The organism is Streptomyces sp. NPDC003248 (genome assembly GCF_055563235.1).
Genome location: NZ_JBVHDT010000015.1, coordinates 159174 through 184782 on the forward strand (window position 1 = coordinate 159174; position 25609 = coordinate 184782).

The window sequence follows — 25609 nt, forward strand, 5'->3', positions numbered from 1 at the left end:
CGTGTCACCCCGCTTCGAGACCGCCCGCTTCCACGTCCAGTCGGGCCCGGACGCTCTCTTCACCAGAGTCCGCTACATCCTGCGCCAACCGGTGCAGTTGAAGGCGCACGGCAAGCACGTGACCGAGCGGCTGCGGGAACGGGGCGCGCCGCTGGACGCGTTGACCCGCTTCGACCCGGCGAGCTGGGAACTGGTGTCGGCCGAGGTGCGCACCGACACCGGCAGGTGGGTGAAGTCGACCTGGCGAGTGCGGGCGGACGAGCGGCACTGGTGGGTGGTGGTCGGGCTGGGCAACGCGCTCGTGACCGTCATCGAGGTGGATGCGTGGCGCCGGGGAACGGGTGAGGGCATCGTCACCGAAGGACCCCTGTACGCACGGGTGGACGCGGTCAACGCGGAACTGATGCGCGGCGTCTGACGGTGGCCCCAGGGAGGCCCGCGGCTTGCCGACCGCCGACGTCTCACGAGCGAACCGGTCGGCCGGCTCCGGATACCCTTGCACAGAACGTGTTCCGGTTTCTCTGGCGCTTGTCTCTGGCAAGTCCCGACGAGAGAGGCGGTTGCCTTGCCCCCCGAAAAGGATCGTCAGAGGAGATTCCTCACGCGGCAGTCCCGGGTGCGCGGGATGCTGCTCGGTCTGGCGATCGGGGACACCCTGGGAACGGCTGGGGGCAAGGTGCCCGCCGACGGCCCGTTGAGGGCCGGGGTCAGCACCCAATTGGCCTGCTTCACCGTCGAGGGCAGCATCCGCGCGATCGTACGCGGAAGCCACAAGGGAATCTGCCATCCGCCCTCGGTGCTCCTGCACGCCTACTGCCGCTGGGCGGCACTGCAGGGCATCGAGACGGAGAGGATGCGCCGCCGCTGGACCGTCGGCGCCGCCGACAAGGCGTGGCCGGACGGCTGGCTGTCGGGGGTGCCCGCGCTGGCCGAGCGGCGCGGCAGCGCACCGGCGACGGTCGCGGCCCTGTCCCGTATCGAGGAAGGCCAGGAGCGTATGGCCACCGGGAGCAGGGGCTGCCACGCGCTGACCCGGTCCCTGCCGCTCGCCGCGGTCGGGCCGGGAGCGATCGCGCAGGCCGGCGAGATCGCCGGCCTCACGCACGGCGATCCGGCCGCGCGGTCCGCCACCGTTCACGCGACGACGCTGCTCCACCACTGCCTCACCCACACCCCCGAGGAGGGTGACCGCCCGGGTGCTCTTGAGCCGTCCACGACGGCGGTACTGCAAGCGGGCATCGCCAGGCTGCCGTCCGGTGGCGGGACGGACGACGGCGACGGTCTCGCCCGTCTGGCGGCGGCGTTCCGGGACGCCGTCGAGCGGCCCGCGGACCTGACCCGGCTCGCACGGCTCGCACCGGACCCCACCGCGCCCTCGGCGGTGCTCGGCGGCCTCTACACCGCCGCTTCCTTCCCCGCCCGCGCGGACATCGGTGCCGCGCTGCACTTCGCGGCGGCCGCCCCGGACGGCGACTCCGTCGCCTGTGTGACCGGCGCGCTGCTGGGCGCCCTCCACGGGGCCGACGCACTGCCCGTCGGCCTGGTGAGCCGCCACGAACTGGCGTGGGTGCTGGACACCCTGGCCCGCGACCTGCTGACCGAGCTGACCGATTCGCCCAGCGGCAGCGAGTACGTCCCGGGCTGGGACCCGCACTGGTGGAGTCGCTACCCCGGTTGGTGAGTCGGCCGCCACGGGCGCCGGCATCCACTGCCCACCCCACCGGTGGCTGTGCGGTCGGGAACCCGCCCGGTCACCGATCACACATCACATCGGTTCCTCGGTGTGGCCACGTGGTGATGGCCGTCCGCAGCACCCCCGTCTCCTCAGCCACCCCCCGCAGCAGATCCGAAAAATACCGCCGCGGCACCCTGGTCCCGGCGCGGGCCGTGAAGAGCGGGCCGCCTCGGGCGCTGTCGCGGGGCGGGTGGCGGCGTGTCAGGTAGGTGGCGACGGCGTCACGGACGACGGGCGGGAGGGGGACCAGGCGGTGGCCGCCCCCCGGTTCCGGCAGGCGCAGGGTGTCGGGGCCGTGGGCGACGTCCCGGTCGGAGACGAGGTCGTCCAGGGTGAGCGTGACGAGCATGCCGGAACGCAGTCCCAGGCCGAGTTGCAGGTAGCCGCAGGCGCGGTCCTGGCTCGTCCGTCGGTCCACCGCGGCCAGGAGGACGGCCGTCTGCCAGGGGTCCAGGCCGCTGGGGGTGAGCTGGGCGGCGTTGGTGAGGCGGGGGCGGCGGGCGGCGGGGTTGTAGACGACCGCGTCGTGGGCCAGGGCGTACGCGTAGAAGGAGCGCACGGCGGAGACGCGGCGCGCGGTGGCGCTGTGCGGTGCCCCCGGGCGGTGGGCCCACAGGGCGATGTGCTGGGCGGCCACCTTGTCCCATGCGAGACGCGTGTGACGGCAGGTCCGCAGCCAGTCGGACGTGCTCGCGCGGTACGCGCCGCGCACGCGCTCGGGGTACGTGACCGACGCGAGCCACCCCTCTGCCAGTTCCTGCGGATCCCAGCCCACGTGCGTGCCTCCTGGCGTGTCCTCGGCGTCCGGAACGGGACCACGCTAGCCAGGCCGGGGCCGCCCGCGAACGGCGTCGTCACTCGATCGGGTGGCCGGCCGGCCGCTTACATGGGTGAGACGAGGTGTGGTCACCGTCATATCCGCGGGCGCAACGGAGGTGATCAAGGCAGTCGGCTTAATGCATATGATGTGCAGGTGCATGAGTATCGCGAGTATCGGGTAAGGCCCGCCCGCCCCCACGACCTCGACGCCGCCCGCGCCGTCATGCTGGACACCGTCTACCACGACTTCGGCACCGGATACGTGCCCCGTTGGCACGGGGACATCATCGATCCGGCCGCCGCGTACCTGGTGCCGGAGCGGCACACGCTGCTGGTCGCGGTCGACGAGGACGGTGAGGTGGTCGGGACCGGGGCGCTGGACTCGCGGGGTCCGCTGCACCCGCCCAACCCGCGACACGTGGCCGAGCGTTACCCTTCCGGTGCGACCGCGCAACTGCGCCGGATCTACGTCCGCCCCGCCCATCGCCGGCGCGGGATCGCCCGGCGGCTGGTCGCCGAACTGCTCGCGTTCGCCGTCGCGGACGGCGGATACCGGGCCGTGTACCTGCACACCGACCCCGCCGTGGAGGGCGCCGAGGGGTTCTGGCGGTCGGTCGGCACCGTCGTGCACGACGAGCGCGACGATCCCGGCGGCGGGCAGGGGATCGGGGTCGTGCACTTCGACGTCCCGCTCGACGCCTTCCTCCCCTCCGCCGTCTCCCCCCACCTCATAGGCCGGTAAGCCCCCCATGCCCTTCCTCCGCCGTCCGCGGCTCCTTCCCGCCCTCCTGCTGACCCCGCTGCTCGCCGGCTGCTTCGCCTCCGGCGGCGACAGCGGCGGGACGGCCGACGCCGAGAACGGCTCGCGGCTGCGGGTCGCCCTCGCCTTCCCGCCCGCCGAGAACCTCTCCCCGTACGGCGCCGACGCCACCCTCCTCAGCCGTCTCGGTGTCACCGAGGGCCTGACCGCCCTGGACGCCAACGGCGCCGCCACCCCCGCGCTCGCCTCCTCCTGGCGCCGCGAGGACGACCGGACCTGGCTGTTCACCCTGCGGGAGGCCGAGTTCCAGGACGGCACGGACGTCACCCCGGCGGCGGTCGCCGCCGCCCTCACCCACGCCACCGAGGCCGAGCCCGCCCCGGCCGCCCTCTCCGGCGTCACCCTCACCGCGACGGCGGAGGGCGGCACCGGCGTCCGGATCACGACCGGCGCGCCCGACCCCGTCCTGCCGCTGCGCCTGTCCAGCCCGAGCCTCGCCGTCCTCTCCCCGAAGGCGTACGAGAAGAAGGACGCCGTCGATCCGGTCGGCACCGCCACCGGGCCCTTCGAACTCACCGAGGTCGACGGCACCACCAGCGCCGGCCTGGACCGCTTCGACGACTACTGGGGCGGCCGCGCCCAGGCCTCCGGCATCGACGCCCGCTTCGTCTCCGACGGCACCGCCCGCGCCAACGCCCTGCGCACCGGCGAGGTCGACATCGCCGAGGCGATCCCGGTCTCCCAGGCCGCATCCCTCGACGCCGGCATCCGCCGCGAGACCGCCACCACCCGCACCACCAGCCTGCTCCTCAACACCGGGTCCGGCGCCTTCAAGGACGCCTCCCTGCGCGCCGCCGCCCGCGCCGCCCTCGACACCTCCGCCCTCGCCGAGGGCGTCTACGAGGGACACGCCGACGCCGGCACCGGTATCTACGGACCGGCCGTCACCTGGGCCGACGGCAAGCGCGTCCAGCCCACCGGGCGGGCGAGGGCCGGGAAGCCCGACGGCGCCTCGATCACCCTCGCCACCTACGACAACCGGCCCGAACTCCCCGAGGTCGCCCAGGTGGTGGAGCAGCAGCTGGAGAAGGCCGGGTTCGAGGTGACACTGGAGGTGCGCGAGTACGCGCGGCTGGAGAGCGACGCGCTGGCCGGACGGTTCGACGCCTTCATCGGCGCCCGCAACAGCCTCCTCGACACCGGTGACCCCGTCTCCCTCCTCGCGAGCGACTTCACCTGCGACGGCGGCTACAACCTCGCCCTGCTGTGCGACAAGGGAGTCGACCGGGCCGTCGCCGAGGCCCAGGCGGTGGCCGACACCGACGGGCGGCAGGACGCCGCCATGGCCGCCGAGGCCGCGATCCTCGGCACCGACGCCGTCGTACCCCTGGTCCACCAGCGGGTCGTCACCGGCGTCGCGGCCTCCGTCGACGGCGTGCCGCTCGACCCCTACGAGCGCACCCTCGTCGGCACCGGGACACGGCGCTGATCCATGGGTCGCAGGGTGGGCGCGCTGCTGTGGCGTGCCGGACTGGCCGCGCTGCTGGTGTGCGGGACCGGGCTGCTGCCGTGGCTCTCGCACACCGACCCGGCGCTCACCGTCCTCAAGTCCCGGTCCGCCGACCGTGATCCGACGCCGGAGGTGCTCGCCGACATCCGGGCCGGACTCGGCCTGGACGACGGCCCCCTGCACCTGCTCGGGCAGTGGCTCGCCAGGCTGCCGCGCGGGGACGCCGGACGGTCGTGGCTCTCCGGCACCGAGGTCGCGCCCGCCGTCCTCCAAGCCCTCGGCGTCTCCCTGCTGCTGATGGCGGTCGCGCTCGTCGTCGCCGCCGGCACGGCCGCCGCCGTGTGCGCCCGCACCCTGTACCTCGGCGCCCGCCGACGCCTGGGCGACCGGCCCGCCGGCGGTTCGGGCTCGGCCGTGCTCGCCGCGCTGCCCGAGTTCCTCACCGCCTCCGTCCTCGCCACCGTCGTCGGTGTGCACCTGGGCTGGTTGCCCGCGCTCGGCTGGTACGGCCCCCAGTGGATCGTGCTGCCCGCGCTCGCCCTCGGGCTGCCCGCGGGCGCGGTCCTCGGGCGGCTCCTCGACGACCAGCTGCCCGGCGCGTTCGCCGAACCCTGGGCGCGGGCCGCCGCCGCCCGCGGACTCACCGGCCGCCGCGTCGCCCGCCAGGCGCTGCGGCGCTGCGTGCCCGGACTGCTGCCCAACCTGGGGCTGTTCGTCGTCGGACTCACCGGCAGCTCCGTCGCCGTCGAGCAGATCTACGACATCCCCGGCCTGGGCCGCACCACCCTCCAGGCCGCGATCGCCCAGGACCTGCCCGTCCTCCAGGCCGGCACCCTCCTCCTCGTCGCGCTCGCCGCCGTCGCCACGGGCGCCGCCCGCCTCACGGCCCGCCGCCTCATCGGCCCCGCCCTGCGCGACGGCGCCCTGCACACGCTGCACCGGCCCACGCCGCCCGCCCGCACCATCGCCCCCTGCGTCCACGCCTTCCTGCTGTGCGCGGTGATCGCCCTCGGCCTGCCCCGCGACCCGCTCGCCCTCGACACCGGCGCCCGCCTGCGCCCGCCGTCCACCGCGCACCCCTTCGGGACCGACGCGCTCGGCCGGGACGTGCTCGCCCGGGTCGCGCACGGCGCCCTCGACACCCTGCTGCTCGCCCTCGCCATCAGCGCGACCGCCCTGGCCGCCGGGGTGCTGCTCGGATGCCTGCCCCGGCTGTCCGGCCCGCTCGTGGACACCGTCAACGCCGTTCCGCCCGTCCTCGCCGCCCTCCTCGTCACCGCCGTCCTCGGCAGCGGCACCGCCACGCCCGTCGTCGCCGTCGCCGTCGTGGCCTGGGCGCCGCTCGCCGCGCACACCTCCGCGCTGCTGCGGCAGGAACGCGCCACCGTCCACCTCACCGCGACCCGCGCGCTGGGCGCCGGCCCCTGGTACCTGCTCAGGAACGAACTGCTGCCCGCCGTCCTCCCGCCCGTCACCCGCCACGCCCTGGTGCGGCTGCCCGGCGTCGCCCTCGCCCTGGCCTCCCTCGGCTTCCTCGGCCTCGGCGCCCAGCCGCCCTCCCCCGAGTGGGGCCTGCTGCTCTCCGAGAACCAGCCCTACGCCGAACGCGCCCCCTGGGCCGTCCTGGCCCCGGCCGCCGTCCTCGCCCTGCTCGGCGCCCTCGCCGTCTCCGCGGCGGGCGCCGGGCGGTGGGGGTCCCCGCGGCCGGCGGTCCGGAAGGGGCCGTGGCGGCCGTGACGCCCGTGGTGGCCGGGGCGGCCGGGGCGGCCATGGCAGCGTACGGCCCGACCGGCGGCCCAGCCGGCGGCTGAGCTGGCGGCTGAGCTGGCGGCTCAGATGCCGGGCGGACCGGTGGGCGGACCGGCGGCTGGTCCGGCGGGCGGCGGACCGGCGGACCGGCGGACGGACCGTCCCGGCCGGCGGCCAAGCCGAGGGCCGTTCCCTGAACCTGCCCGTCCCGGGGCCGGTGGCCGTGCCGACCGCAGTCCCTGAACCCGCCTGTCCTGGGGCCGGTAGCCGTGCCGACCGCCGTCCCCGAGCCCGCCTGTCCCGGGGTCGGCAGCCGAGCCGACCGCCGTTCCTGAACCCGCTCGTCCCGCCCCGGAGTCAGGGTCAGCGGCCCGCCAGCTCCAGCTCCAGTGCCGGCACCGGTGCCACCGGCGCCGGCCGCGTTCCGGTCCGCGAGGTCCGCCACAGCCACAGGACGTCCCGGCCGAAGGACCACACCAGCAGGGCCAGGGCGAACAGCACGACGCCGGCGTTCGCCGCGTACGGCAGCAGGTCCGCGCCCGCGACGAGCAGGCAGACGCCCTGGAGCGCGGCGACCGTCTTGCGGGCGGTGCTGGGCCGCAGCGGCGCGTTCAGCCAGGGGGCGACACGGGCCGCCGCGACGAAGGCGTACCGCATGGAGCCGATCAGCAGGACCCACGGGCCCAGCGCCGTCGACACGTACACGCTGAGCACCAGGATCAGGAACGCGTCCACCTCCATGTCGAAGCGCGCGCCCAGCGCCGTCGACGTGCCCGTGCGGCGGGCGACCTTGCCGTCGACACCGTCGAGCAGCAGCGCCACCGCCGTCAGGCCGACCAGCAGCGAGACCGGCGGCGCGCTCGCGAAGGAGTCCGCGACCAGCGCCGTCACCCCGCCGACCAGGGTGGCCCGGCCGAGGGTGACCCGGTTGGCCGGACCGAAGGACCGCAGCCCGGAGCGGTGCAGCGCCCGCGCGAGCACCGCCCACAGGGCGACGGCGAAGACGAGCCCGGTCACCCAGCCCGCCGGCCCCATGCCGATCGCCGTGCCGAGCAGGGCCAGCACCAGGATCTGCACGCCCGCTCCCACAGCGGTCTCCTGCTGGACCGGCCTCGCGTCGTGAGCGTCGTGAAAGTCGTTCAGGGCCACCGCACATCCTCCGGCCTGGTGACAGAGTCGATCAGTGCCGCGTACTGTGCGCGGCCTGTGCACCTCGGTACGTGAGCAGTTCCCCGATCGTTCAGGAGGAGGCCGATGAACCGCGCCGCACGTGCGTTCTGGATCGGTGCGCCCGGTCACGGCGAGATCCGCGACGTCACCCTGCCGGACCCCGCCGGCGACGAGGTCGTCGTCCGCTCGCTGTACTCCGGCATCAGCCGCGGCACGGAGACCCTCGTCTTCCGCGGCGGAGTGCCCGTCAGCCAGCACACGGCGATGCGCGCGCCGTTCCAGGAGGGCGACTTCCCGGCGCCGGTGAAGTACGGCTACCTCAACGTCGGCGTCGTGGAGGAGGGCCCGGACGCGCTGGCCGGCCGTACGGTGTTCTCCCTCTTCCCGCACCAGACCCGCTTCGTCGTCCCGGCCTCCGCCGTGACGGTCGTCCCGGACGCCGTGCCCGCCGGACGGGCCGTCCTGGCCGGCACGGTGGAGACCGCCGTCAACGCCCTGTGGGACGCGGCACCGCTGGTCGGCGACCGGATCGCGGTGGTCGGCGGCGGCATGGTCGGCTGCTCGGTCGCCGCGCTGCTCGCCCGCTTCCCCGGCGTACGGGTGCAGCTGGTCGACGCCGACCCGGCGCGGGCGGAGGTCGCCGCGGCGCTCGGCGTCGGATTCGCCGGCCCCGAGGAGGCGTCGGGCGGCTGCGACCTCGTCGTGCACGCCAGCGCCACCGAGCAGGGACTCGCCCGCTCCCTGGAACTCCTCACCGCCGAGGGCACCGTCGTCGAACTGAGCTGGTACGGCGACCGGCGGGTCTCCCTGCCGCTCGGCGAGGCCTTCCACTCCCGGCGCCTGGTCATCCGCGGCAGCCAGGTCGGCACCGTCTCCCCGGCCCGCGCCCACCGCACGTACGCCGACCGGCTCGCCCTCGCCCTCGACCTGCTCGCCGATCCGGCGCTCGACGCCCTCGTCACCGGGGAGAGCGCGTTCGAGGAACTCCCCGAGGTGATGCCGAAGCTGACCTCCGGTGAGCTGCCCGCGCTCTGCCATCGCGTCCGGTACGCGCCCGAGACCCACTGACCGGTCGCGGTCCCCGTGGCCCACTGACCGGTCACCGTCCTCGCGGCCCACTGACCGGCCACCGTCCCTGCGGCCCACTGACCCGGCCACCGTCCCGTGGCCCGCGAACCGGTCACCCTCCCCGCGGTGGAGCGCCTGACCTGAGAAAAGAGTGCGAGCCGTCTGAACACGGGGAAGCGAAGAGCCGTACTACACGGCATCCTCCGGCGGCAGACGGCCGGGGGACCAGACGCGCCGCACCTGGAGGGTCGTCCGTTGTTCAGTGTCACCGTCCGCGATCACATCATGGTCGCCCACAGCTTCCGCGGCGAGGTCTTCGGACCCGCGCAGCGCCTGCACGGAGCGACGTTCCTGGTGGACGCCACCTTCCGTCGCGAGCAGCTGGACGACGACAACATCGTCGTCGACATCGGACTGGCCACCCGGGAACTCGGCGCCGTGACCGGCGAGCTGAACTACCGGAACCTGGACAACGAGCCCGACTTCGCCGGGATCAACACCTCCACCGAGTTCCTCGCCCGGGTGATCGCCGACCGGCTCGCCGAGCGGATCCACCAGGGCGCGCTCGGCGAGGGCGCCCGGGGCATCGCCTCCCTCTCCGTCACCCTGCACGAGTCGCACGTCGCCTGGGCGAGTTACGAGCGTGCCCTGTGACCGACGTGACCCTGGAGAAAGCCGTGCAGACCGTGCAGACCGTGCCGCAGACTCAGACCCCGCTCGCGTACGTGCCCGCGCAGACCGCGCCCGCACGGGCGGCGGTCCCCCAGATCGGCGGGATCATCCCCATGTCCCTGCGTTCCGTGCACTTCGTCATGCCGGGCGGCGTCGACGACCCGGCGAACCCCAGCGGCGGCAACGCCTACGACCGGCGTGTCTGCCTGGACCTGCCCGGCTTCGGCTGGCAGGTCCACAAGCACCTCGTGACCGGTGAGTGGCCCCGCCCCCGGGCCGCCGCCCGCACCGAACTCGCCCGCACCCTGGCCGCGTTGCCCGACGGCACCGTGGTCCTCATGGACGGGCTCGTCGCCTGCGGCGTCCCCGAGGTCGTCGTGCCCGAGGCGCAGCGCCTGCGGCTCGCCGTCCTCGTCCACCTCCCGCTGGGCGACGAGCGGGGCCTCGCCCCCGAGGTGGCGGCCGAACTCGACGCCAGGGAACGCGAAGTGCTGCGCGCCGTCCCCGCCGTGATCGCCACCAGCGACTGGGCGGTCCGCCGCCTCGTCTCCCACCACGGCCTCGCCCCGCAGACGGTCCACGTCGCCGCCCCCGGCGCCGACATCGCCCCGCTCGCCTCCGGCACCGACGGCGTCTCCCGTCTGCTGTGCGTGGCCTCCGTCACCCCGCGCAAGGGCCAGCACCGGCTGGTGGAGGCCCTGGCCGCGGTGACCGACCTGCCGTGGAGCTGCGTGTGCGTCGGCGGTCTCGGGCAGGACCCCGCGTACGTCGCCCGTCTGCGCGCGCTCATCGAGCGCTACGGCCTCCAGGACCGGCTGGAGCTGGCGGGCCCCAAGACCGGCGCCGCACTCGACGCCGCCTACGCCGACGCCGACCTGATGGTCCTCACCTCCTACGCCGAGACCTACGGCATGGCGGTCACCGAGGCCCTCGCGCGCGGCATCCCCGTCCTCGCGACGGACGTCGGCGGGCTGCCCGAGGCGGTCGGCCGCGCCCCCGACGGCGGTGTCCCCGGCATCCTCGTCCCGCCGGAGGACCCGGCCGCCCTCGCGGCCGAACTGCGCGGCTGGTTCGGCGAGGCCGACGTACGGCGCCGGCTGAAGGCCGCCGCACGCGGCCGCCGGGCGGCCCTCAACGGCTGGGCGTCCACCGCCCAGAGCCTGGCCGGCGTCCTCGGCCGGCTTCCCGGCGAACCCCGGAGGGCGGCATGAGGAAGACGACGGCGACCCCGGCGGACGTGGCGCGCGTGGTGGGACACATCCCGGCCCAGCCCGGCCCGAGGAACGACACCGGCCCGAGGAACGACACCGGCCCGAGGAACGACACCCGGGACGCCGGGCCCCCGGCCGTGGGGAAGGGCTCTGGGCCGTCGGCTGTCGTCGAGGATGCCGGCTCGTCGGCTGTGGGCGAGGGCGCCGGCCCGTCTGCCGTCATCGAGGGCGCCGGGCCCGTGGCCCGCCCCGGCGAGCGGCCCACCGTACGGCTGCGCGGGGACGACGACGCCGACGAGCCGCCCCGCTACGCCCCCGAATGGCTCCAGTTGCGCGAGCCCGCCGACGCCGCCGCGCGGTCGGTGGACCTGCTGGACCCGCTGCGGATCCGGCTCGCCAACCTGCCCGGCCGCTGCGGCGGACTCGCCGTCCACGACCTGGGCTGCGGCACCGGCTCCATGGGACGCTGGCTGGCGCCCCGCCTCGACGGCGCCCAGCACTGGATCCTCCACGACCGCGACCCCTACCTGCTGCACTTCGCGGCCGTCGCCTCCCCGCGCGCCGCCGCCGACGGCAGCCGCGTCACCGTCGAGACGCGCCGCGGCGACGTCGCCCGGCTCACCCCGGACGCCCTGGTCGGCGCCTCGCTGGTCACCGCCTCGGCACTGCTCGACGTCCTCACCCGCGACGAGGTCGAGACCCTCGCCGCGGCCTGCGCGGGTGCCGGCTGCCCCGCCCTGCTGACCCTGTCGGTCGCCGGCCGCGTCGAACTGACCCCGCACGACCCCCTGGACGACGAGATCGCCGCCGCCTTCAACGAGCACCAGCGGCGCGGCGGACTCCTCGGCCCCGACGCGGTCACCGTCGCCTGCGAGGCGTTCGCCGAGCACGGTGCCACCGTCAAGGTGCACCCCAGCGCCTGGCGGCTCGGCCCCGACGAGGCCGCCCTCACCGAGCAGTGGCTGCGCGGCTGGGTCGGCGCGGCCGTCGAACAGCGTCCCGGCCTCGCCGACCGCGCCCGGGCCTACCTCACCGCCCGGCTCGCCGCCTGCGCGGCCGGCGAACTGCGCGTCACCGTCCACCACAGCGACCTGCTCGCCCTCGCGCGGCCGACGGGCGGCGCGTGATGGGCGCGGACACCGTGCACACCGCGGACACCGTGCACACCGCGGACACCGTGGGCGCCCTGACGTGCACGGCGCCGTCCGTGGCACGCCCCGAGGGCGCGCCGCCGCCCGCCCGCCGCCGGCACGGCACGAGCCCGGCCGGCACCGGCACCACCACGTGCCCGGCCCGGGCCGAGGAGGCGGTGGACGCGGTCCCGACGGGACCGCCCGCCGGACCGTACGCCGGACCTGGGACCGGTCCCGGTGGAGGCGCCGGCACCGGAACCGACGCGGGACCCCGTGCCGCGGCCACCGGAGTCCGTGGCACAGCCACCGGAGTCCGTGCCGCGGCCACCGAGCCCTGCGCCACCGGACCCTGTGCCACGGCTACCCGGACCGGTACCGGCGCCCCGGGCACCCCGGGCGCCGCGGGGCGCTCGCGGGGCGGACGGGTCGTCCGGGCTCTGCGCGCGCACTTCGGGACGCTCGCCGGAGTCGCCGTCCTCGCCGTGCTGGTGTGGCGGATGGGTACCGGCGTCTTCCTGGAGGGGGTGCGCCGGATCGACCTGGCCACGCTGCTGGCGGCCCTGGGCATCGGGGCGGTCACCACCGTGTTCAGCGCGTGGCGGTGGGCGCTGGTGGCGCGCGGTCTGCGCATCCGGCTGCCGCTCGGGCCGGCCGTCGCCGACTACTACCGTTCGCTCTTCCTGAACGCGGCCCTGCCCGGCGGCATCCTCGGTGACGTGCACCGCGCGGTACGGCACGGGCGGAGCGCCGGTGACCTGGGCCGCGGGGTGCGGGCCGTGGCGCTGGAGCGCACGGCGGGGCAGCTCGTGCTGGCCGCCGGGGGAGTGACGGTCCTGCTGGTGCTGCCGTCCCCGGTCAGGGCCGACGTACGGCACGTCGCGCCGCTCGCCGCGCTCGGCGCGGTGGGCGCGCTCGCCGTCGTCCTCGCCGTGCGGATGAACTCCCCGGCGGGGCGGCGCGGCGGGCGGGCGCGGGCGGCGCTGGCGGAGGCGCGCGAGGGGCTGCTGTCCCGGCGCAACGGGCCCGGTGTCGCCCTGTCGTCCGTGGTCGTCCTCACCGGGCACGTCGCGACGTTCGTCGTGGCCGCCCGGGTCGCCGGCAGCACCGCGCCCGTCCTGACGGTGCTGCCGCTCGCGGTCCTCGCCCTGCTCGCGATGAGCCTGCCGTTGAACGTCGGCGGCTTCGGCCCCCGGGAGGGCGTCACCGCCTGGGCGTTCGGCGCGGCCGGACTCGCCGCGCAGACCGGACTGGCGGTCGCCGTCGTGTACGGGGTGCTGAGCTTCGCGGCCGCGCTGCCGGGCGCCGTCGTCCTCGTCGTGCGCTGGTACGAGGGCCTGCGGAGCGGGACGGCGGCGGCCGGTTCGACGGCGGGCACGGGCGCGTGCGCGGCCGGGAGCGCCGTGGCGGACGCCGGACCCGGCCACGCGCCCGACGGGCACTACCCGCGCTCGCCCCCCGCGGCTCCGGTCCCGGCGGCTCCGATTCCCGCTTCGGCCACGCTGCCGGCTCCGGCACCCGCACCGGCACCCGCACCGGCTCCGGCACTGGCACCGGCACTGGCACCGGCTCCGGCTTCGGTTTCGATTGCGTCCGGATCGGCGGTCCCGGCCGGTTCCGTCACTATCGAGAAATACGCGCCGAAGGAATCCGCCAAGCTCGCCAGGAGTTCCTTCCCCTTTTCCGCGGACCCCAGGGAAGGACGGCCGATGACGCCTGAATCGGTATAGGCGGACATTCCCAGCGTGAGCAGATGGCGACGGTCGTCCGCGGTGAGATCGGCGGACTCGTAACCGGGCCGGACGAGTTCCGGATGAGCGTGCAGCAGGATCGAGGTCTCGATCTCCCCGGCGTGCATGTCGGTGAGCAACGAGGTCGACACCCCGGACCGCTCCCGCGCTGCCTCCCAGTCCTCCGGGGCCGGGAAGAGCGCCATCCGCTCGCCGCGGGCGGACGACTCCTGGACCGCGTTGCCCAGGACGTAGTTCCCGCCGTGCCCGTTGACCAGTACCAGGGCCTCGACGCCCGAGCGGCGCAGCGACGCCGCGATGTCCCGTACCACCGAGTGAAGGGTCACGGAGGAGATGCTGACGGTTCCCGGCCAGGCCGCGTGCTCGTGCGAGCAGGCGATGGTCACCGGCGGCAGCAGGTGCACCGGGTACGCGGCGGCGATCTCCCGGGCGATGGCGCACGCGACGAGCGTGTCCGTGGCCAACGGCAGGTACGGGCCGTGCTGTTCGAAGCTGCCGACGGGCAGGACCGCCACCTGCGTCGTGCGGCCCGCGCCGCGGGCGCGCACGTCCTCCGTGGTGTCCGCCGGCAGCGGCCCGTATACGTCCGTCCGTATTCCCGAACCACTCATCATTTCCCGGCCTTTCGTCTCCGCTCAGAAACCAGGAACCAGATCATGACAGAAAAAATCGGCGTCCTCGGCAAGAAGTCCCCGCAGCGCAGCGGTGTGGAGCGTGTGGTGAATGCGCCGCTGCCCACGGTGTACGGGAATTTCCAGGCGGTCGGCTACCTCGACCACGACCGCGGTGACGAGCAGGTGGCCCTGGTGTACGGCCAGATCGGCACCGAGGACGTGCTGACGAGGCTGCACTCGGAGTGCCTCACCGGCGACGCGTTCGGCTCCCAGCACTGCGAGTGCGGCGACCAACTGGACGCGGCGCTCCGGGCCGTCGTCGCCGAGGGGCGCGGCATCGTGGTCTACCTGCGCGGGCACGAAGGGCGCGGTATCGGACTGCTCGGCAAGCTGCGGGCGATGGCCCTTCAGGCGGAGGGCCTGGACACCGTCGAGGCGAACCTCGCCCTCGGACTGCCCGTGGACGCCCGCGACTACGGAGTGGCCGCCGGGATCCTGAAGGACCTGGGGGTGCGCTCCGTCCGTCTGATGTCGAACAACCCGCGCAAGCGCGAGGCGCTGGTGGACAACGGCGTCGAGGTCGCCGAGCAGGTGCCGCTGCTGATCCCGCCGTGCGAGAACAACATCACGTACCTGCGCACCAAGCGGGAGCGGCTGGACCACCACCTGCCCCACCTGGACGCGGTGGCCCACTGGTCCTGAGGCCCCGCCGGGCCGCCGCCCCCGGCCATCGCCCGGCGCCGCGGCCGCAACCCGGCGTCCTCGGTGCCTCGGTGCCGCCGCGGGCCGGCCGGGACGACCCCGGCCTCCGTCAGTCCGTGACCGCCTCGTGGACCAGGCGCTTGAGGTCGGGGTACAGCTTCAGCGACCTCCTCGGCCTCACCTGTGTCAGGAACTGCACGGTCAGGTCGCGGCTCGGGTCGACCCAGAACGTCGTCGTGGCCACCCCGCTCCAGCCGTAGGTGCCGAGCCCGGACGGCGCCTGGGTGCGCTCCGGGTCGATCACCACGGAGACGCCGAGGCCGAAGCCGACGCCGTCGTTGCCGGGCTCGTCGTGCGCCGGGCGGCTGCCGACGGTACGCAGGTCGGCGCCGCCCGGCAGGTGGTTGCGGGTCATCAGGTCCACCGTGTCCGGCCTGAGCAGACGGGTGCCGTCGAGTTCGCCGCGGCGGCGCAGCAGTTCCGCGAACCGGTGGATGTCGTACGCGGTCGCGACCATCCCGCCGCTGCCGGACAGGAACCGGGGCCGTCCGGACAGCGGCAGCCCGGGGATCGGCTCCAGGCCGCCGTCGTCGGTGTCCCCGTACAGCTCGGCCAGCCGGCCCGCCTGTTCGCCGTCGACCTGGAAGCCCGCGTCCGGCAGGCCGAGCGGGCGGAAGATCCGCTCGGTGAGGAACGCGTCGAGGGGCTGTCCGGAGACGACCTCGATGATCCGGCCGAGGACGTTGGTGGCGACCGAGTAGTTCCACTGCGTGCCCGGCTCGAACTGGAGCGGCAGACGCGCGTACGCCTCGACGGTCTCGGCCAGGTCCGAGCCCGGCAGCACCGCCGACTCCAGGCCCGCCTCGCGGTAGAGGGCGTCCACGGGGTGGCAGTGGTAGAAGGCGAAGGTCAGACCCGCCGTGTGGGTCATCAGATGTCGCACGAGGACCGGCTGTTCCACCGGGCGGGTCGTCATGTCGGCGCCGGAGCCGGAGACATGGACGCGCTGGTCGGCGAAGGCCGGGAGGTGGGCGGCGACGGGGTCGTCGAGGGAGAGCCGGCCCTCCTCCACCAGCATCAGCGCGGCGACGGAGGTGAACGGCTTGGTCATCGAGTAGATCCGCCACATCGTGTCCGGGGTGACGGGCAGCCCGGCGGCGATGTCGCGGTGGCCGTGGGTGGTCAGGTGCGCGACACGGCCACCGCGGGCGACGGCCACGAGGAAGCCGGGCAGCCGCCCCTCGTCGACCAGGTGGGCGACGTGCTGGTCGAGGCGGTCCAGGGCCTTCGCGTCCAGCCCGACCTCGCTCGGGTCGACCTCTTGTCGCAGCTGTGCCATCGCTCTCCTCCGGTACGTTCGTTCGAGGTGCGGTCCGGCATACCCCGCCGGAACGACCTCAGACCTCATGGTCGCGCAGGGACGGCGGGAAAAGGTCTTTTCCGACGCCGTGAGAGGTGTGCTCCGTGTCGCTCCGACCGGCAGGTTCCGGGGGAGGGCCTGCCGGTCGGCGTGCCGGACGGACCGCCGGGAGGTCCGCCGGACGGATCGCCGGTTGGACCGCCGGGAGGACCGCCGGAAGGGCGTCGGGGCCGGGACGCGACCGGCCCGGGAGCAGCCGGCAGACGGGGACCGCCGCCACGGCGGCCACGGCCAGCGCGACGAGCGGGGTCCGGGGCCCGGCCTGGCCCATGAGCACGGTCGCGGACGCCACACCGAGCACCGGTCCGACGTTCATCGCCGTCTGCTGCAACCCGCCCGCCACCCCGGCCGACCGGGCGGGCGCCTGCCGTACGACGACATGGCCGGCCGCCGTCATCACCGTGCCGAAACCCGCCCCCACCAGCGCGAACCCGAGACAGAAGCCGCCCGGCCCGGACGCTGCCGCGAGGACGAGGAGACCGGAGCCGAGGACGGCCACCGCCCCGGCGACCGTGAGGGCCGCGCCGGCCCGGCGCAGCAGGACCGCGGAGGCCGGCGCCGCGGCGATCAGCAGCGCGGCCAGCGGCAGGCTGAGCAGGGCGGTGCGCAGCGGGGTGAGCCCCAGGCCGTCCTGGAGGACGTAGACACAGGCGAAGAGCGCGCCGTTGAGGGCCGCCGACGCGGTGACCAGCAGGGCGAGCGCCCCGCCCACCGCGGGGACGCCGATGACGTCCGGGGGCACCAGCGGGGAGGCGGTGCGGCGCTCGTGCGTCACGAAGGCCGCGCCGGCCAGGACGGCCACCGCGGCCACCGCGGCGCCGGGTGCGGCGGTCACGGCGAGCGGCGCGACCAGGGTGTGCACCAGACACGCCAGCGCCACCGCGAGCAGCAGCGCCCCGGGCACGTCCAGGGCCACGGCGGGCCGCGTGTCCGCCAGCGGCCGCCGCGGCCGGCTCCCCGGGGCGAGGGCGAGACCCCCGAACACCAGACAGGGCACGACGTTCAGCAGGAACACGGCCCGCCAGCCGAACCCGGTCGTCAGCGCCCCGCCCACCACCGGCCCGGCGGCGGCCGCCAGGCCGATCGCGGCCGTCCGCACCGCGATCGGCCGCCGCAGCCCGTCCGCCGGGTACGCCGTCCGCAGCATGGCGAGGGTCGCCGGCTGCAACAGGGCCCCGAACAGACCCTGTACGACGCGCAGGGCGATCACCCAGTTCACGCCGGGCGCCACCGCGATGCCCGCGGAGGCCGCGCCGAAGCCGAGCATACCGACCGCGAACGTGCGCCGGTGTCCGCACCGGTCGCCGAGCCGCCCGGCGAACACCAGCAGGCTCGCCACGGCCACGAGATAGCCGGTGCCGGTCCACTGGACCTGGGCGACGGAGGCGCCGAGGTCGCGCCGGAGGGTGGGCTGGGCGACCGTGAGGACGGTGCCGTCCAGGGCGACCACCACGGCCCCCGCCACACTGCCCGCCAGGACCGCACGACGGTTCACCGGCCGGCCTCCGGCCCCAGGTGAGCGTCGAGAGCGGTCCGCAGCAGCGGTGCGAAGTCGTCGGTTCCGGTGGCGAGCTGGAGACTGCCCCAGCGCCACAACTGGGCGATGCCGTGCAGGTTGGCCCAGAGCGCGCCCGCGACGGCGCGGGCGTCGGCGGCGGGGCGGACCCGCCCGACCAGGTCCACCAGCACGCCGAACAGCGGCAGGCTGGTGTCCCGCAGCCGCAGATGGCCGCTGCGCAACAGGTCGTGCCGGAACATCAGCTCGTACATGCCGGGGTTGTCCAGGGCGAACCGCAGGTAGGCGATCCCCAGGTCGCCGACCTGCTGACGCGCCGGGGCGGTCCCGTCGCCGAGGGTGGTCGTCACCCGTCCGGCCAGCTCGGTGAAGCCCCGGCGGGCGATGGCCGACAACAGCTCCAGGTGCGTGGGGAAGTAGCGGCGCGGCGCCCCGTGCGAGACACCGGCCCGCCGCGCGATCTCCCGCAGCGTCAGCGCCCCGGCACCCTCGCGGGCGACCAGCTCCACCCCCACGTCCACGAGCCGGACCCGCAGATCCGGGCCGGGCTTCCCCACGTCATCGCTCATGGACAGTGTCTACCAAGATTTCGTAGACACTGTCTACTGATCTGACGGGGATGCGGAGGACCGGGCCTCGCGGCCTGAGGCGCGCAGGGGCGGAGGGGCGGAGGGAATGCCGGCGGGGCGTCCGCCGGTTGTTCCGGACATGACTCAGGACACCAGGCAGCACGCCCTGCTGGCGCTGCTCTCCGAGGGCCGCGACGGCGTACTGGTCACCCTCAAGCGCGACGGCCGCCCCCAGCTGTCGAACGTCACCCACCACTACGACCCGGACGAGGGCGTGGTGCGGATCTCCGTCACGGACGACCGCGCCAAGACCCGCAACCTCCGCCGGGACCCGCGGGCGTCGTACCACGTGTCCGCCGCCGACCGCCGCGCCTACACCGTCGTCGAGGCCACCGCCGAGCTCTCGCCCGTCGCCGAGCACCCCTACGACGAGACCGTCGAGGAACTCGTCCGCCTCTACCGGGACGTCCTGGGCGAGCACCCCGACTGGGAGGACTACCGCGCGGCCATGGTCCGCGACCGCCGCCTGGTCGTCCGGCTGCGCGCGGAGCGGGCGTACGGCATCCCGAAGGGAGCGGACGGAGCCTGACGCGCCGGACCGTGCCACCGGGCGCCCGGCGCCGGCTACCGGGCGCCGGGTGCCGGGCCCGGACACCCCGGCCCGGACCGCCACGGCGTCCGATGCTCCGCCCCCGCCGAATGCTCCGGACCCGGCCCGGAGTCCCCAGAGCCGGACCCGGCCCGGAGTCCCCAGGACCGGATCCGGCCCGGAGTCCCATGCCGCCGGGCCGGCAGGGCATTCCGTGCCCCGCCGGCCCGTCACCGCACCGGAACGCCCGGACCACCCGGCCCGGTGGGCTCGGGTGGTCCGGGCGGGCCCGCTCGCGGCGCGGGCCGTCTCGGTCGCGGGTTCCTGGCTCAGGCCGTCACGGTCTCCCGCTCGGCCGCATCCCGGCGGGCGCGCTCGCCCAGCTCCTCGGTCGGCACCTTCGCGGTCTCCCGCGCCGACAGGGCCGCGATCACCGGCGGCACGCACAGGGCCGCCGTGAACAGCGCCACCGCCGTCCAGTCGTCACCGTCGGGGCCGGCGATCTGCGCGGCGAACGTGACCGCGAAACCGGCCACCGCGAAGCCGATCTGGGTGCCGACCGCCATGCCGGACAGCCGGACGCGGGTCGCGAACATCTCGCCGTAGAACGCGGGCCACACACCGTTCGCCGCGCTGTAGACGATGCCGAAGGCGACGATGCCGAGCACCAGGGTCAGCGGGTAGGAGCCCGTGGAGATCGCCCACAGGTAGAGGAACATCGCCACGGCGCTGCCCGCGGCGCCGATCAGGAAGACCGGGCGCCGGCCGATACGGTCGGACAGGGACGCCCACAGCGGGATCGCGGCGAGCGCGGCCACGTTGGCCAGCGCGCCCACCCAGAGCATGGAGGAGCGGCTCATCCCGACCGCGTCGCCGGTGGCGTACGCCAGCGCCCACACGGTGAAGATCGTGGAGACCGACGCGACGAGCGCGCCCGCGATCACCCGCAGCACGTCCGCCCAGTGCTCGCGCATCAGCACGGCCAGCGGCAGCTTGGCGACGCCCTCGCTGTCCGCCTGCTGGGCGAAGGCCGGGGTCTCCTCCAGCTTGCGGCGGATGACGTAGCCGACGACGGCGACCGCGATGCTCATCCAGAACGGCACCCGCCAGCCCCACGACATCAGCTGCTCCTCGGGGAGCGCGGCGACGGGGAGGAAGACCAGCGTGGCCAGGAGCTGGCCGCCCTGCGTGCCGCTGAGGGTGAAGCTGGTGAAGAACCCGCGCCGGTTCGGTGGGGCGTGTTCCAGCGTCATGGAGTTGGCGCTGGCCTGCTCGCCGGCGGCGGAGATGCCCTGGAGGACCCGGCACAGCACCAGCAGCACCGGGGCGAGGGTGCCGACCTGGTCGCGGGTGGGCAGACAGCCGATGAGGAACGTGGAGACGCCCATCAGGATGAGCGTGAAGACCATGATCTTCTTGCGGCCCACGCGGTCACCGAAGTGGCCGAGGAAGAGCGCTCCGACCGGGCGGGCCGCGTAGGCGACGCCGAAGGTGGCCAGCGACAGCAGGGTCGCGGTGGCCGGGTCCGACTCGTCGAAGAAGATCGCCGGGAAGATCAGCGCCGCCGCGCTGCCGTAGATGAAGAAGTCGTAGTACTCCAGGGCGCTGCCGATCCAGGCGGCGGTGGCGGCTTTCTTCGGCTGACCGGGCGGGGCGGCGTCGTGGGGTGCGGCGGGGACGGACACGGCGTGCTCCTTCTGGGGACTCCACCGTAGGCGGAGTGGGCGACAACGAGGAAGGCGGGGGCGACCGGATCCCTGGGGTGTCGGGACGGCTCGGCCGGGTGCGACCCGGCTTGTTAACGCACTGGATAGTTAATAGCGGTTGGCTAGGGATGTTGCGCCCGTGTTTCCCCGGTGTCAAGAGGTGGGGCCCGCCGCGTTCAGTCCGCGGACCGCTCCGCCGTCAGATAGGCGATCACCATGTCGCCGAGCATGGTCCGGTAGTGCTCGCGCTGTGCCGGGTCGACCAGGTCCCGTCCGAACAGGGCGCCGAAGGTGTGCCGGTTGGCCACCCGGAAGAAGCAGAACGAGCTGATCATCGCGTGCAGGTCGACGGCGTCGACGTCGGCCGTGAACAGGCCGGACTCCTGCCCGGCGGTCAGGATGCGGCGGATCACGTCGAGCGCGGGGGAACTGAGCCTGCCCAGCTTCTCGGAGGCGGCGATGTGCTCGGCCTCGTGGATGTTCTCGATGCTGACCAGGCGGATGAAGTCGGGGTGCTGCTCATGGTGGTCGAAGGTGACCTCCGCCAGCCGGCGGATGGCCGCGACCGGGTCGAGGTGCTCGACGTCGAGCTCCTGCTCGGCCTCGCGGATCACGCCGTAGGCCCGTTCCAGGACGGCGGTGAAGAGCTGCTCCTTGCCGCCGAAGTAGTAGTAGATCATCCGCTTCGTGGTGCGGGTGCGGGCGGCGATGTCGTCGACACGGGCGCCGGCGTACCCGGCCCGGGCGAACTCCTGGGTGGCCACGTCGAGGATCTCCGCCTGGGTGCGGGCGGCGTCGCGGATCCGTCCGCCCGGTCGTACCGGTTCGTCGACGCTGGTCATCGGGTTCCTCCGGGCGTAGGGCCAGTGCCGGTGATTCTAGAAGCAGCCGGGGGACGGGGCGCCGGGGTCTTCCCGTGGACCCGTTCGGCTGATATAGCTAACGTACTAGTTCGTACATTAGAGCTCGGTTCGCTCAGGAGAGCTCGGTTCGGTTTTCGGTTCAGGAGGTCCGCGTGACCAAGGACTCGTATCTCGTCGGACTCATCGGTTCCGGCATCGGTCCCTCGCTCAGCCCGGCGCTGCACGAGCGGGAGGCCGAGCGGCAGGGGCTGCGCTACCTGTACCGGCTGATCGACATCGACGTGGTCGGCGTGGAGCCGGAGGCGGTCGGCGACCTGGTGCGGGCCGCGCGCGACCTCGGCTTCGACGGGCTGAACATCACCCACCCGTGCAAGCAGCTCGTCATCCCGCACCTCGACGGCCTCGCGCCGCAGGCGGAGGCGCTGGGCGCGGTCAACACCGTGGTCTTCGAGGCCGACGGCCGGGCCGTCGGCCACAACACGGACGTCACCGGCTTCGCCGCCTCCTTCGCCCGCGGACTGCCCGACGCCCCGCTGGAGCGGGTGGTGCAGCTCGGCGCGGGCGGCGCGGGCGCGGCCGTCGCGCACGCCACGCTCACCCTCGGCGCCGGCCGGGTGACCGTGGTGGACGCCCTGCCCGAGCGGGCCGCAGCCCTCGCCGACGCGCTGAACGGGCACTTCGGGCCGGACCGGGCCGCCGCCGCCACGCCGGACCGCCTCCCCGGGCTCCTCGCGGACGCCGACGGCGTCGGCGGCCTGGTGCACGCCACGCCCACCGGCATGGCCGCCCACCCCGGCCTGCCCCTCTCCGCCGACCTGCTGGGCCCCGGCCTGTGGGTGGCCGAGGTCGTCTACCGGCCCCTGGAGACCGAGCTGCTGCGCACCGCGCGGGACCTGGGCTGCGCCACCCTCGACGGCGGCGGCATGGCCGTCTTCCAGGCGGTGGACGCCTTCCGCCTCTTCACCGGCCGGGAGCCCGACAGCGCCCGGATGCTCGCGGACATCGCCGAGCTGGCCGGCGCGGTCCCGGCCCGCAGGTGAGCCGGTCCGCCGACGGACGGCCGCCCGCCCGCCCGAGAAGGCTGACGGTCACTGCCGGCTGACCGTCCTCGTCACGCCCGCGACGACCGTCGTCGCCAGGATCCAGCCGGTGACGACGAGGACGTACGCCAGTGTCTGGTGGAGGCCGGACGGGGCGAACGCGGACTCCTGGCCGAAGGAGATGACGGGCAGCAGCAGGTCGAGGGTGTAGAAGACCGGGTGGAAGTGGGGTGCCTCGGACGCCTTGAGCGGCCGGGGCGGCTCCAGCGCGAAGGCGACCGAGCCGACCGCGAGCAGGGACAGCAGCCAGCCGGCGGCCCGCAGCGGACGGAAGCCGTAGCCGACGGCCGCGTCCTGGAGCCGGCCCCACAGCCGCCCGTACCAGGGGAGCGTCGAACGGTGGCGGCGCTGCTTGGCGAGCTGCACCAGCCGGGCCGCCCGGTCGTCGCCGGTCCTGCGGTAGGCGGCGGTGAGCTGCTCGTAGCCGTGCGGGTCGAACCCGCCCGCGTCGCGCTCCAGCATCGGCAGCCGCCGCTCGGCGGGCTCGTGCGGGGTGAGGAAGGTGTAGGTGAGGTCGAGCAGCCGCACCTCCTCGGGGAGCATCTCCGGATCCAGGTCGAGCTGGTTGATCTCGGCGCGCCGCAGGTTGAGCCGGCCTTCGACCTGGGGGCCGCCGCGCAGCCAGAACTCGCCGATCAAGCAGCTGCTGGCGCGCAGGGCGGTGTTCCCGGGGTGGGAGAGGGACGCCTGGAGCAGGTCCACCCGGCCGGGTATGCGGGCACCGCGCAGTTCGATCCTGCCCCGCGCGCGCAGCCGCCGGCCCAGCAGGTTGGCCCCCACTTCGAGGGACTCGGCGTCCAGCGCGTGCGCGCCGGGGTTGCTCAGCTCGGCGTCCTCCAGGTCGAGCGAGCCGGCGACGGTGGCGCCGTCGAGCCGGACCAGCCCCTGCGTGCGCAGGCCGCGGGCGCAGAGGTCGTCGTCGACGCCGATCCGGTGGAGGTGGAGCACGGGCAGGCCGGGGTCGACGGCGGTGAGTTCGGCCCGCTCCAGGAAGAGGGCCCCGGAGATCTGCGCCCCGTCCAGACGCACATGGCCGCCGAACCGGCAGCGCGTCAGCCGCACGCTGCCGTCGATCCGGGCCCGCGTCATCGACAGTCCGGGCATCTCGGAGTCGCGCAGGCTGACGTAGCGCAGCTGGGCGCCGACGAAGTCCGGGGCGTGGTCGAAGCGGCTGTGGGTGAGGTGGACGACGCTGGCGACCGTGGCGTACCGCAGGTCCAGCGGGCCGGTGACGAACGCGCCCCTGACCTTGAGGGCGGCCACCTCGCCCGGTTCCGTCGGCCCGTTGAGCAGGAGGGCGCGCAACACCACCGCGCGCAGCGCCTGTTCGCCGTCGCCGTCGTCGCGGAAGTCGACGGTCGCCCCCGTGGCGAAGGCCCGCCAGACGCGCCGTTCGGCCGGTGTCAGATCGTTGATCTCCATCAGCCGCGACTCTGGCGGGCCCTCTTCGCCGGTGTCAACCGGCTGTTGCCGCAGGGACCTGCGGGGTGCCCCCAGGAAGGGAGTCCCCGGTGGCGCTACTCGCCCTTCGCCGACTCGACGGCGTGGCCGCCGAACTGGTTGCGCAGCGCGGCGATCATCTTCATCTGCGGCGAGTCCTCCTGGCGGGAGGCGAACCGCGCGAACAGCGACGCCGTGATCGCCGGGAGCGGCACGGCGTTGTCGATGGCGGCCTCGACGGTCCAGCGGCCCTCGCCGGAGTCCTGGGCGAAGCCGCGGAGCTTGTCCAGGTGCTCGTCCTCGTCGAGGGCGTTGACCGCCAGGTCCAGCAGCCAGGAACGGATGACCGTGCCCTCCTGCCAGGAGCGGAACACCTCGCGCACGTCGGTGACCGAGTCGACCTTCTCCAGCAGCTCCCAGCCCTCGGCGTAGGCCTGCATCATGGCGTACTCGATGCCGTTGTGGACCATCTTCGAGAAGTGCCCGGCGCCGACCTTGCCGGCGTGGACGTAGCCGTAGGGGCCCTCCGGCTTGAGCGCCTCGAAGACCGGCTGGAGGCGGTCGACGTGCTCCTTGTCGCCGCCGACCATCAGGGCGTAGCCGTTCTCCAGGCCCCAGACGCCGCCGGAGACGCCCGCGTCGACGAAGCCGATGCCCTTGGCGCCGAGTTCGGCGGCGTGCTGCTCGTCGTCGGTCCAGCGGGAGTTGCCGCCGTCGACGACGATGTCGCCGGCCGCGAGCAGGCCGCCGAGCTCGTCGACGACGGACTGGGTGGCGGGGCCGGCCGGGACCATCACCCAGACCGCGCGGGGCGCTTCGAGCCGCTCGACCAGTTCGGCGAGGCTGCTCACGTCGGACACGTCGGGGTTGCGGTCGTAGCCGACGACGGTGTGGCCGGCGTTGCGCAGACGCTGGCGCATGTTGCCGCCCATCTTGCCCAGACCGATCAGACCCAGCTGCATGTCAGTGCACTTCCTTCAGTTCGCGGTAGGCGGCCACGAGGGCGGCGGTGGAGGGGTCGAGACCGGGGACGTCCGCGCCCTCGGTGAGGGCGGGTTCGAGGCGCTTGGCGAGGACCTTGCCGAGTTCGACGCCCCACTGGTCGAAGGAGTTGATGTTCCAGACGGCGCCCTGCACGAACACCTTGTGCTCGTAGAGGGCGACGAGCTGGCCGAGGACCGAGGGGGTCAGCTCGGTGGCGAGGACGGTGGTGGTGGGGTGGCCGCCGCGGAAGGTCTTGTGGGCGACCAGCTCCTCGGGCACGCCCTCGGCGCGCACCTCCTCGGGGGTCTTGCCGAAGGCGAGGGCCTGGGTCTGGGCGAAGAAGTTCGCCATCAGCAGGTCGTGCTGCGCCTTGAGCCCGTCGCTCAGCTCGTCCACCGGACGGGCGAAGCCGATGAAGTCGGCCGGGATCAGCTTGGTGCCCTGGTGGATCAGCTGGTAGTAGGCGTGCTGCCCGTTGGTGCCCGGCGTGCCCCACACCACCGGGCCCGTCTGCCACTCCACCGGACGGCC

General features: G+C 74.6%; 22 protein-coding genes and 2 pseudogenes. 13 read left to right on the top strand and 11 right to left on the bottom strand.

From position 1 onward, the window contains the following. Nucleotide 1 precedes the first annotated feature (1 nt). Together ACZ3KJ_RS29040 and ACZ3KJ_RS29045 are read left to right on the top strand one after the other, a co-directional pair. Nucleotides 2-418 (top strand): hypothetical protein, encoded by a 417-nt coding sequence (locus ACZ3KJ_RS29040; protein ID WP_467531285.1) that lies wholly within the window; start codon nucleotides 2-4, stop codon nucleotides 416-418. A gap of 207 nt (nucleotides 419-625) precedes the next feature. Further along, a complete protein-coding gene (locus ACZ3KJ_RS29045; RefSeq protein ID WP_467531287.1) occupies nucleotides 626-1681 on the top strand; it encodes an ADP-ribosylglycohydrolase family protein in 1056 nt (351 codons plus the stop codon). A gap of 70 nt (nucleotides 1682-1751) precedes the next feature. On the opposite strand, the gene ACZ3KJ_RS29050 is transcribed toward ACZ3KJ_RS29045, so the two are convergent. Beyond that, nucleotides 1752-2510, bottom strand: a complete 759-nt coding sequence (locus ACZ3KJ_RS29050) for a tyrosine-type recombinase/integrase (RefSeq protein WP_467531288.1) — start codon at nucleotides 2508-2510, stop codon at nucleotides 1752-1754. Between the two features lie 267 nt (nucleotides 2511-2777). On the opposite strand from ACZ3KJ_RS29050, the gene ACZ3KJ_RS29055 reads away from it, so the two are divergent. Genes ACZ3KJ_RS29055 through ACZ3KJ_RS29065 form a run of 3 tightly spaced genes read left to right on the top strand, consistent with a single transcriptional unit; the run spans nucleotide 2778 to nucleotide 6561 of the window. Next, nucleotides 2778-3296, top strand: a complete 519-nt coding sequence (locus ACZ3KJ_RS29055) for a GNAT family N-acetyltransferase (protein ID WP_467531321.1) — start codon at nucleotides 2778-2780, stop codon at nucleotides 3294-3296. A gap of 7 nt (nucleotides 3297-3303) precedes the next feature. Continuing rightward, complete coding sequence (locus ACZ3KJ_RS29060; protein WP_467531290.1) at nucleotides 3304-4803, top strand: ABC transporter substrate-binding protein; 1500 nt, start codon at nucleotides 3304-3306, stop codon at nucleotides 4801-4803. Nucleotides 4804-4806: 3 nt separating this feature from the next. Further along, nucleotides 4807-6561, top strand: coding sequence for an ABC transporter permease subunit (locus ACZ3KJ_RS29065; protein ID WP_467531291.1), 1755 nt, complete (start codon nucleotides 4807-4809; stop codon nucleotides 6559-6561). 375 nt (nucleotides 6562-6936) lie between these two features. Here ACZ3KJ_RS29065 and ACZ3KJ_RS29070 read toward each other — a convergent pair whose 3' ends face one another. Further along, entirely contained in the window at nucleotides 6937-7722 is a 786-nt protein-coding gene (locus ACZ3KJ_RS29070) for a CDP-alcohol phosphatidyltransferase family protein (RefSeq protein WP_467531293.1), read from the bottom strand. Between the two features lie 105 nt (nucleotides 7723-7827). Here ACZ3KJ_RS29070 and ACZ3KJ_RS29075 point away from each other — a divergent pair, with 105 nt between their 5' ends. The 5 genes from ACZ3KJ_RS29075 (at nucleotide 7828) to ACZ3KJ_RS29095 (ending at nucleotide 13554) form a co-directional block, all read left to right on the top strand. Next, the gene (locus ACZ3KJ_RS29075; protein WP_467531294.1) at nucleotides 7828-8811 is read left to right on the top strand and encodes a zinc-dependent alcohol dehydrogenase; all 984 of its coding nucleotides are present in this window, start codon (nucleotides 7828-7830) and stop codon (nucleotides 8809-8811) included. 255 nt (nucleotides 8812-9066) lie between these two features. Continuing rightward, entirely contained in the window at nucleotides 9067-9465 is a 399-nt protein-coding gene (locus tag ACZ3KJ_RS29080; RefSeq protein WP_467531295.1) for a 6-pyruvoyl trahydropterin synthase family protein, read from the top strand. After that, complete coding sequence (locus ACZ3KJ_RS29085; RefSeq protein WP_467531297.1) at nucleotides 9462-10694, top strand: glycosyltransferase family 4 protein; 1233 nt, start codon at nucleotides 9462-9464, stop codon at nucleotides 10692-10694. Before ACZ3KJ_RS29080 ends, ACZ3KJ_RS29085 begins: the two co-directional genes overlap by 4 nt. After that, complete coding sequence (locus ACZ3KJ_RS29090) at nucleotides 10691-11821, top strand: trans-aconitate methyltransferase (protein ID WP_467531298.1); 1131 nt, start codon at nucleotides 10691-10693, stop codon at nucleotides 11819-11821. Before ACZ3KJ_RS29085 ends, ACZ3KJ_RS29090 begins: the two co-directional genes overlap by 4 nt. A gap of 503 nt (nucleotides 11822-12324) precedes the next feature. Then, a complete protein-coding gene (locus tag ACZ3KJ_RS29095) occupies nucleotides 12325-13554 on the top strand; it encodes a lysylphosphatidylglycerol synthase transmembrane domain-containing protein (protein WP_467531299.1) in 1230 nt (409 codons plus the stop codon). Here the strand turns inward: ACZ3KJ_RS29095 and ACZ3KJ_RS29100 are convergent. Beyond that, nucleotides 13527-14189 (bottom strand): annotated as a pseudogene (locus ACZ3KJ_RS29100) (creatininase family protein); the annotation flags it as partial. The gene ACZ3KJ_RS29095 and the pseudogene ACZ3KJ_RS29100 sit on opposite strands and share 28 nt — an antisense overlap. Nucleotides 14190-14231: 42 nt before the next feature. Between ACZ3KJ_RS29100 and ribA the strand changes: the two are divergent. Beyond that, nucleotides 14232-14891 carry a GTP cyclohydrolase II gene (ribA, locus tag ACZ3KJ_RS29105; protein WP_389514482.1) on the top strand — a complete coding sequence of 220 codons (660 nt, stop codon included), beginning with the start codon at nucleotides 14232-14234 and terminating at the stop codon, nucleotides 14889-14891. Between the two features lie 109 nt (nucleotides 14892-15000). Here ribA and ACZ3KJ_RS29110 read toward each other — a convergent pair whose 3' ends face one another. The 3 genes from ACZ3KJ_RS29110 to ACZ3KJ_RS29120 are packed head-to-tail and all read right to left on the bottom strand — an operon-like array spanning nucleotide 15001 to nucleotide 18396. Next, a complete protein-coding gene (locus ACZ3KJ_RS29110; protein WP_467531302.1) occupies nucleotides 15001-16230 on the bottom strand; it encodes a serine hydrolase domain-containing protein in 1230 nt (409 codons plus the stop codon). Nucleotides 16231-16288: 58 nt separating this feature from the next. Further along, on the bottom strand, nucleotides 16289-17806 hold the full coding sequence (locus ACZ3KJ_RS29115; RefSeq protein ID WP_467531303.1) for an MFS transporter: 1518 nt from the start codon (nucleotides 17804-17806) through the stop codon (nucleotides 16289-16291). Beyond that, nucleotides 17803-18396 (bottom strand): TetR/AcrR family transcriptional regulator, encoded by a 594-nt coding sequence (locus ACZ3KJ_RS29120; protein ID WP_467531304.1) that lies wholly within the window; start codon nucleotides 18394-18396, stop codon nucleotides 17803-17805. The genes ACZ3KJ_RS29115 and ACZ3KJ_RS29120 overlap by 4 nt, the downstream gene beginning before the upstream one ends. Nucleotides 18397-18535: 139 nt before the next feature. Between ACZ3KJ_RS29120 and ACZ3KJ_RS29125 the strand changes: the two genes are divergently transcribed. After that, complete coding sequence (locus tag ACZ3KJ_RS29125; RefSeq protein WP_467531306.1) at nucleotides 18536-18985, top strand: PPOX class F420-dependent oxidoreductase; 450 nt, start codon at nucleotides 18536-18538, stop codon at nucleotides 18983-18985. Nucleotides 18986-19314: 329 nt separating this feature from the next. Here the strand turns inward: ACZ3KJ_RS29125 and ACZ3KJ_RS29130 are convergent, their stop codons facing one another. Both ACZ3KJ_RS29130 and ACZ3KJ_RS29135 read right to left on the bottom strand, forming a co-directional pair. After that, the gene (locus tag ACZ3KJ_RS29130; protein ID WP_467531307.1) at nucleotides 19315-20670 is read right to left on the bottom strand and encodes an MFS transporter; all 1356 of its coding nucleotides are present in this window, start codon (nucleotides 20668-20670) and stop codon (nucleotides 19315-19317) included. 197 nt (nucleotides 20671-20867) lie between these two features. Beyond that, on the bottom strand, nucleotides 20868-21533 hold the full coding sequence (locus ACZ3KJ_RS29135) for a TetR/AcrR family transcriptional regulator (RefSeq protein ID WP_389514470.1): 666 nt from the start codon (nucleotides 21531-21533) through the stop codon (nucleotides 20868-20870). Between the two features lie 173 nt (nucleotides 21534-21706). Here ACZ3KJ_RS29135 and ACZ3KJ_RS29140 point away from each other — a divergent pair, with 173 nt between their 5' ends. Further along, a complete protein-coding gene (locus tag ACZ3KJ_RS29140; protein WP_467531309.1) occupies nucleotides 21707-22594 on the top strand; it encodes a shikimate dehydrogenase in 888 nt (295 codons plus the stop codon). Nucleotides 22595-22642: 48 nt separating this feature from the next. Here the strand turns inward: ACZ3KJ_RS29140 and ACZ3KJ_RS29145 are convergent, their stop codons facing one another. The 3 genes and pseudogenes from ACZ3KJ_RS29145 to ACZ3KJ_RS29155 form a co-directional block, all read right to left on the bottom strand. Continuing rightward, nucleotides 22643-24076: a pentapeptide repeat-containing protein gene (locus ACZ3KJ_RS29145; protein WP_467531310.1), complete on the bottom strand. Its 1434-nt coding sequence runs from the start codon at nucleotides 24074-24076 to the stop codon at nucleotides 22643-22645. A gap of 95 nt (nucleotides 24077-24171) precedes the next feature. Next, nucleotides 24172-25056: a phosphogluconate dehydrogenase (NAD(+)-dependent, decarboxylating) gene (gnd, locus tag ACZ3KJ_RS29150; RefSeq protein ID WP_467531312.1), complete on the bottom strand. Its 885-nt coding sequence runs from the start codon at nucleotides 25054-25056 to the stop codon at nucleotides 24172-24174. Between the two features lies 1 nt (nucleotide 25057). Continuing rightward, nucleotides 25058-25609, bottom strand: a pseudogene (locus ACZ3KJ_RS29155) (glucose-6-phosphate isomerase); the annotation flags it as partial.

Excerpts from the sequence above, each read along its gene's own strand:
- ACZ3KJ_RS29135 (WP_389514470.1), bottom strand. The coding sequence starts at position 21,533 with ATGACCAGCGTCGACGAACCGGTACGACCGGGCGGACGGATCCGCGAC.
- ACZ3KJ_RS29145 (WP_467531310.1), bottom strand. The coding sequence starts at position 24,076 with ATGGAGATCAACGATCTGACACCGGCCGAACGGCGCGTCTGGCGGGCC.
- ribA (WP_389514482.1), top strand. The coding sequence starts at position 14,232 with ATGACAGAAAAAATCGGCGTCCTCGGCAAGAAGTCCCCGCAGCGCAGC.
- ACZ3KJ_RS29110 (WP_467531302.1), bottom strand. The coding sequence starts at position 16,230 with ATGGCACAGCTGCGACAAGAGGTCGACCCGAGCGAGGTCGGGCTGGAC.
- ACZ3KJ_RS29075 (WP_467531294.1), top strand. The coding sequence starts at position 7,828 with ATGAACCGCGCCGCACGTGCGTTCTGGATCGGTGCGCCCGGTCACGGC.
- ACZ3KJ_RS29060 (WP_467531290.1), top strand. The coding sequence starts at position 3,304 with ATGCCCTTCCTCCGCCGTCCGCGGCTCCTTCCCGCCCTCCTGCTGACC.
- ACZ3KJ_RS29120 (WP_467531304.1), bottom strand. The coding sequence starts at position 18,396 with ATGAGCGATGACGTGGGGAAGCCCGGCCCGGATCTGCGGGTCCGGCTC.
- ACZ3KJ_RS29090 (WP_467531298.1), top strand. The coding sequence starts at position 10,691 with ATGAGGAAGACGACGGCGACCCCGGCGGACGTGGCGCGCGTGGTGGGA.
- ACZ3KJ_RS29065 (WP_467531291.1), top strand. The coding sequence starts at position 4,807 with ATGGGTCGCAGGGTGGGCGCGCTGCTGTGGCGTGCCGGACTGGCCGCG.
- gnd (WP_467531312.1), bottom strand. The coding sequence starts at position 25,056 with ATGCAGCTGGGTCTGATCGGTCTGGGCAAGATGGGCGGCAACATGCGC.
- ACZ3KJ_RS29055 (WP_467531321.1), top strand. The coding sequence starts at position 2,778 with ATGCTGGACACCGTCTACCACGACTTCGGCACCGGATACGTGCCCCGT.
- ACZ3KJ_RS29125 (WP_467531306.1), top strand. The coding sequence starts at position 18,536 with ATGACTCAGGACACCAGGCAGCACGCCCTGCTGGCGCTGCTCTCCGAG.
- ACZ3KJ_RS29045 (WP_467531287.1), top strand. The coding sequence starts at position 626 with ATGCTGCTCGGTCTGGCGATCGGGGACACCCTGGGAACGGCTGGGGGC.
- ACZ3KJ_RS29095 (WP_467531299.1), top strand. The coding sequence starts at position 12,325 with ATGGGTACCGGCGTCTTCCTGGAGGGGGTGCGCCGGATCGACCTGGCC.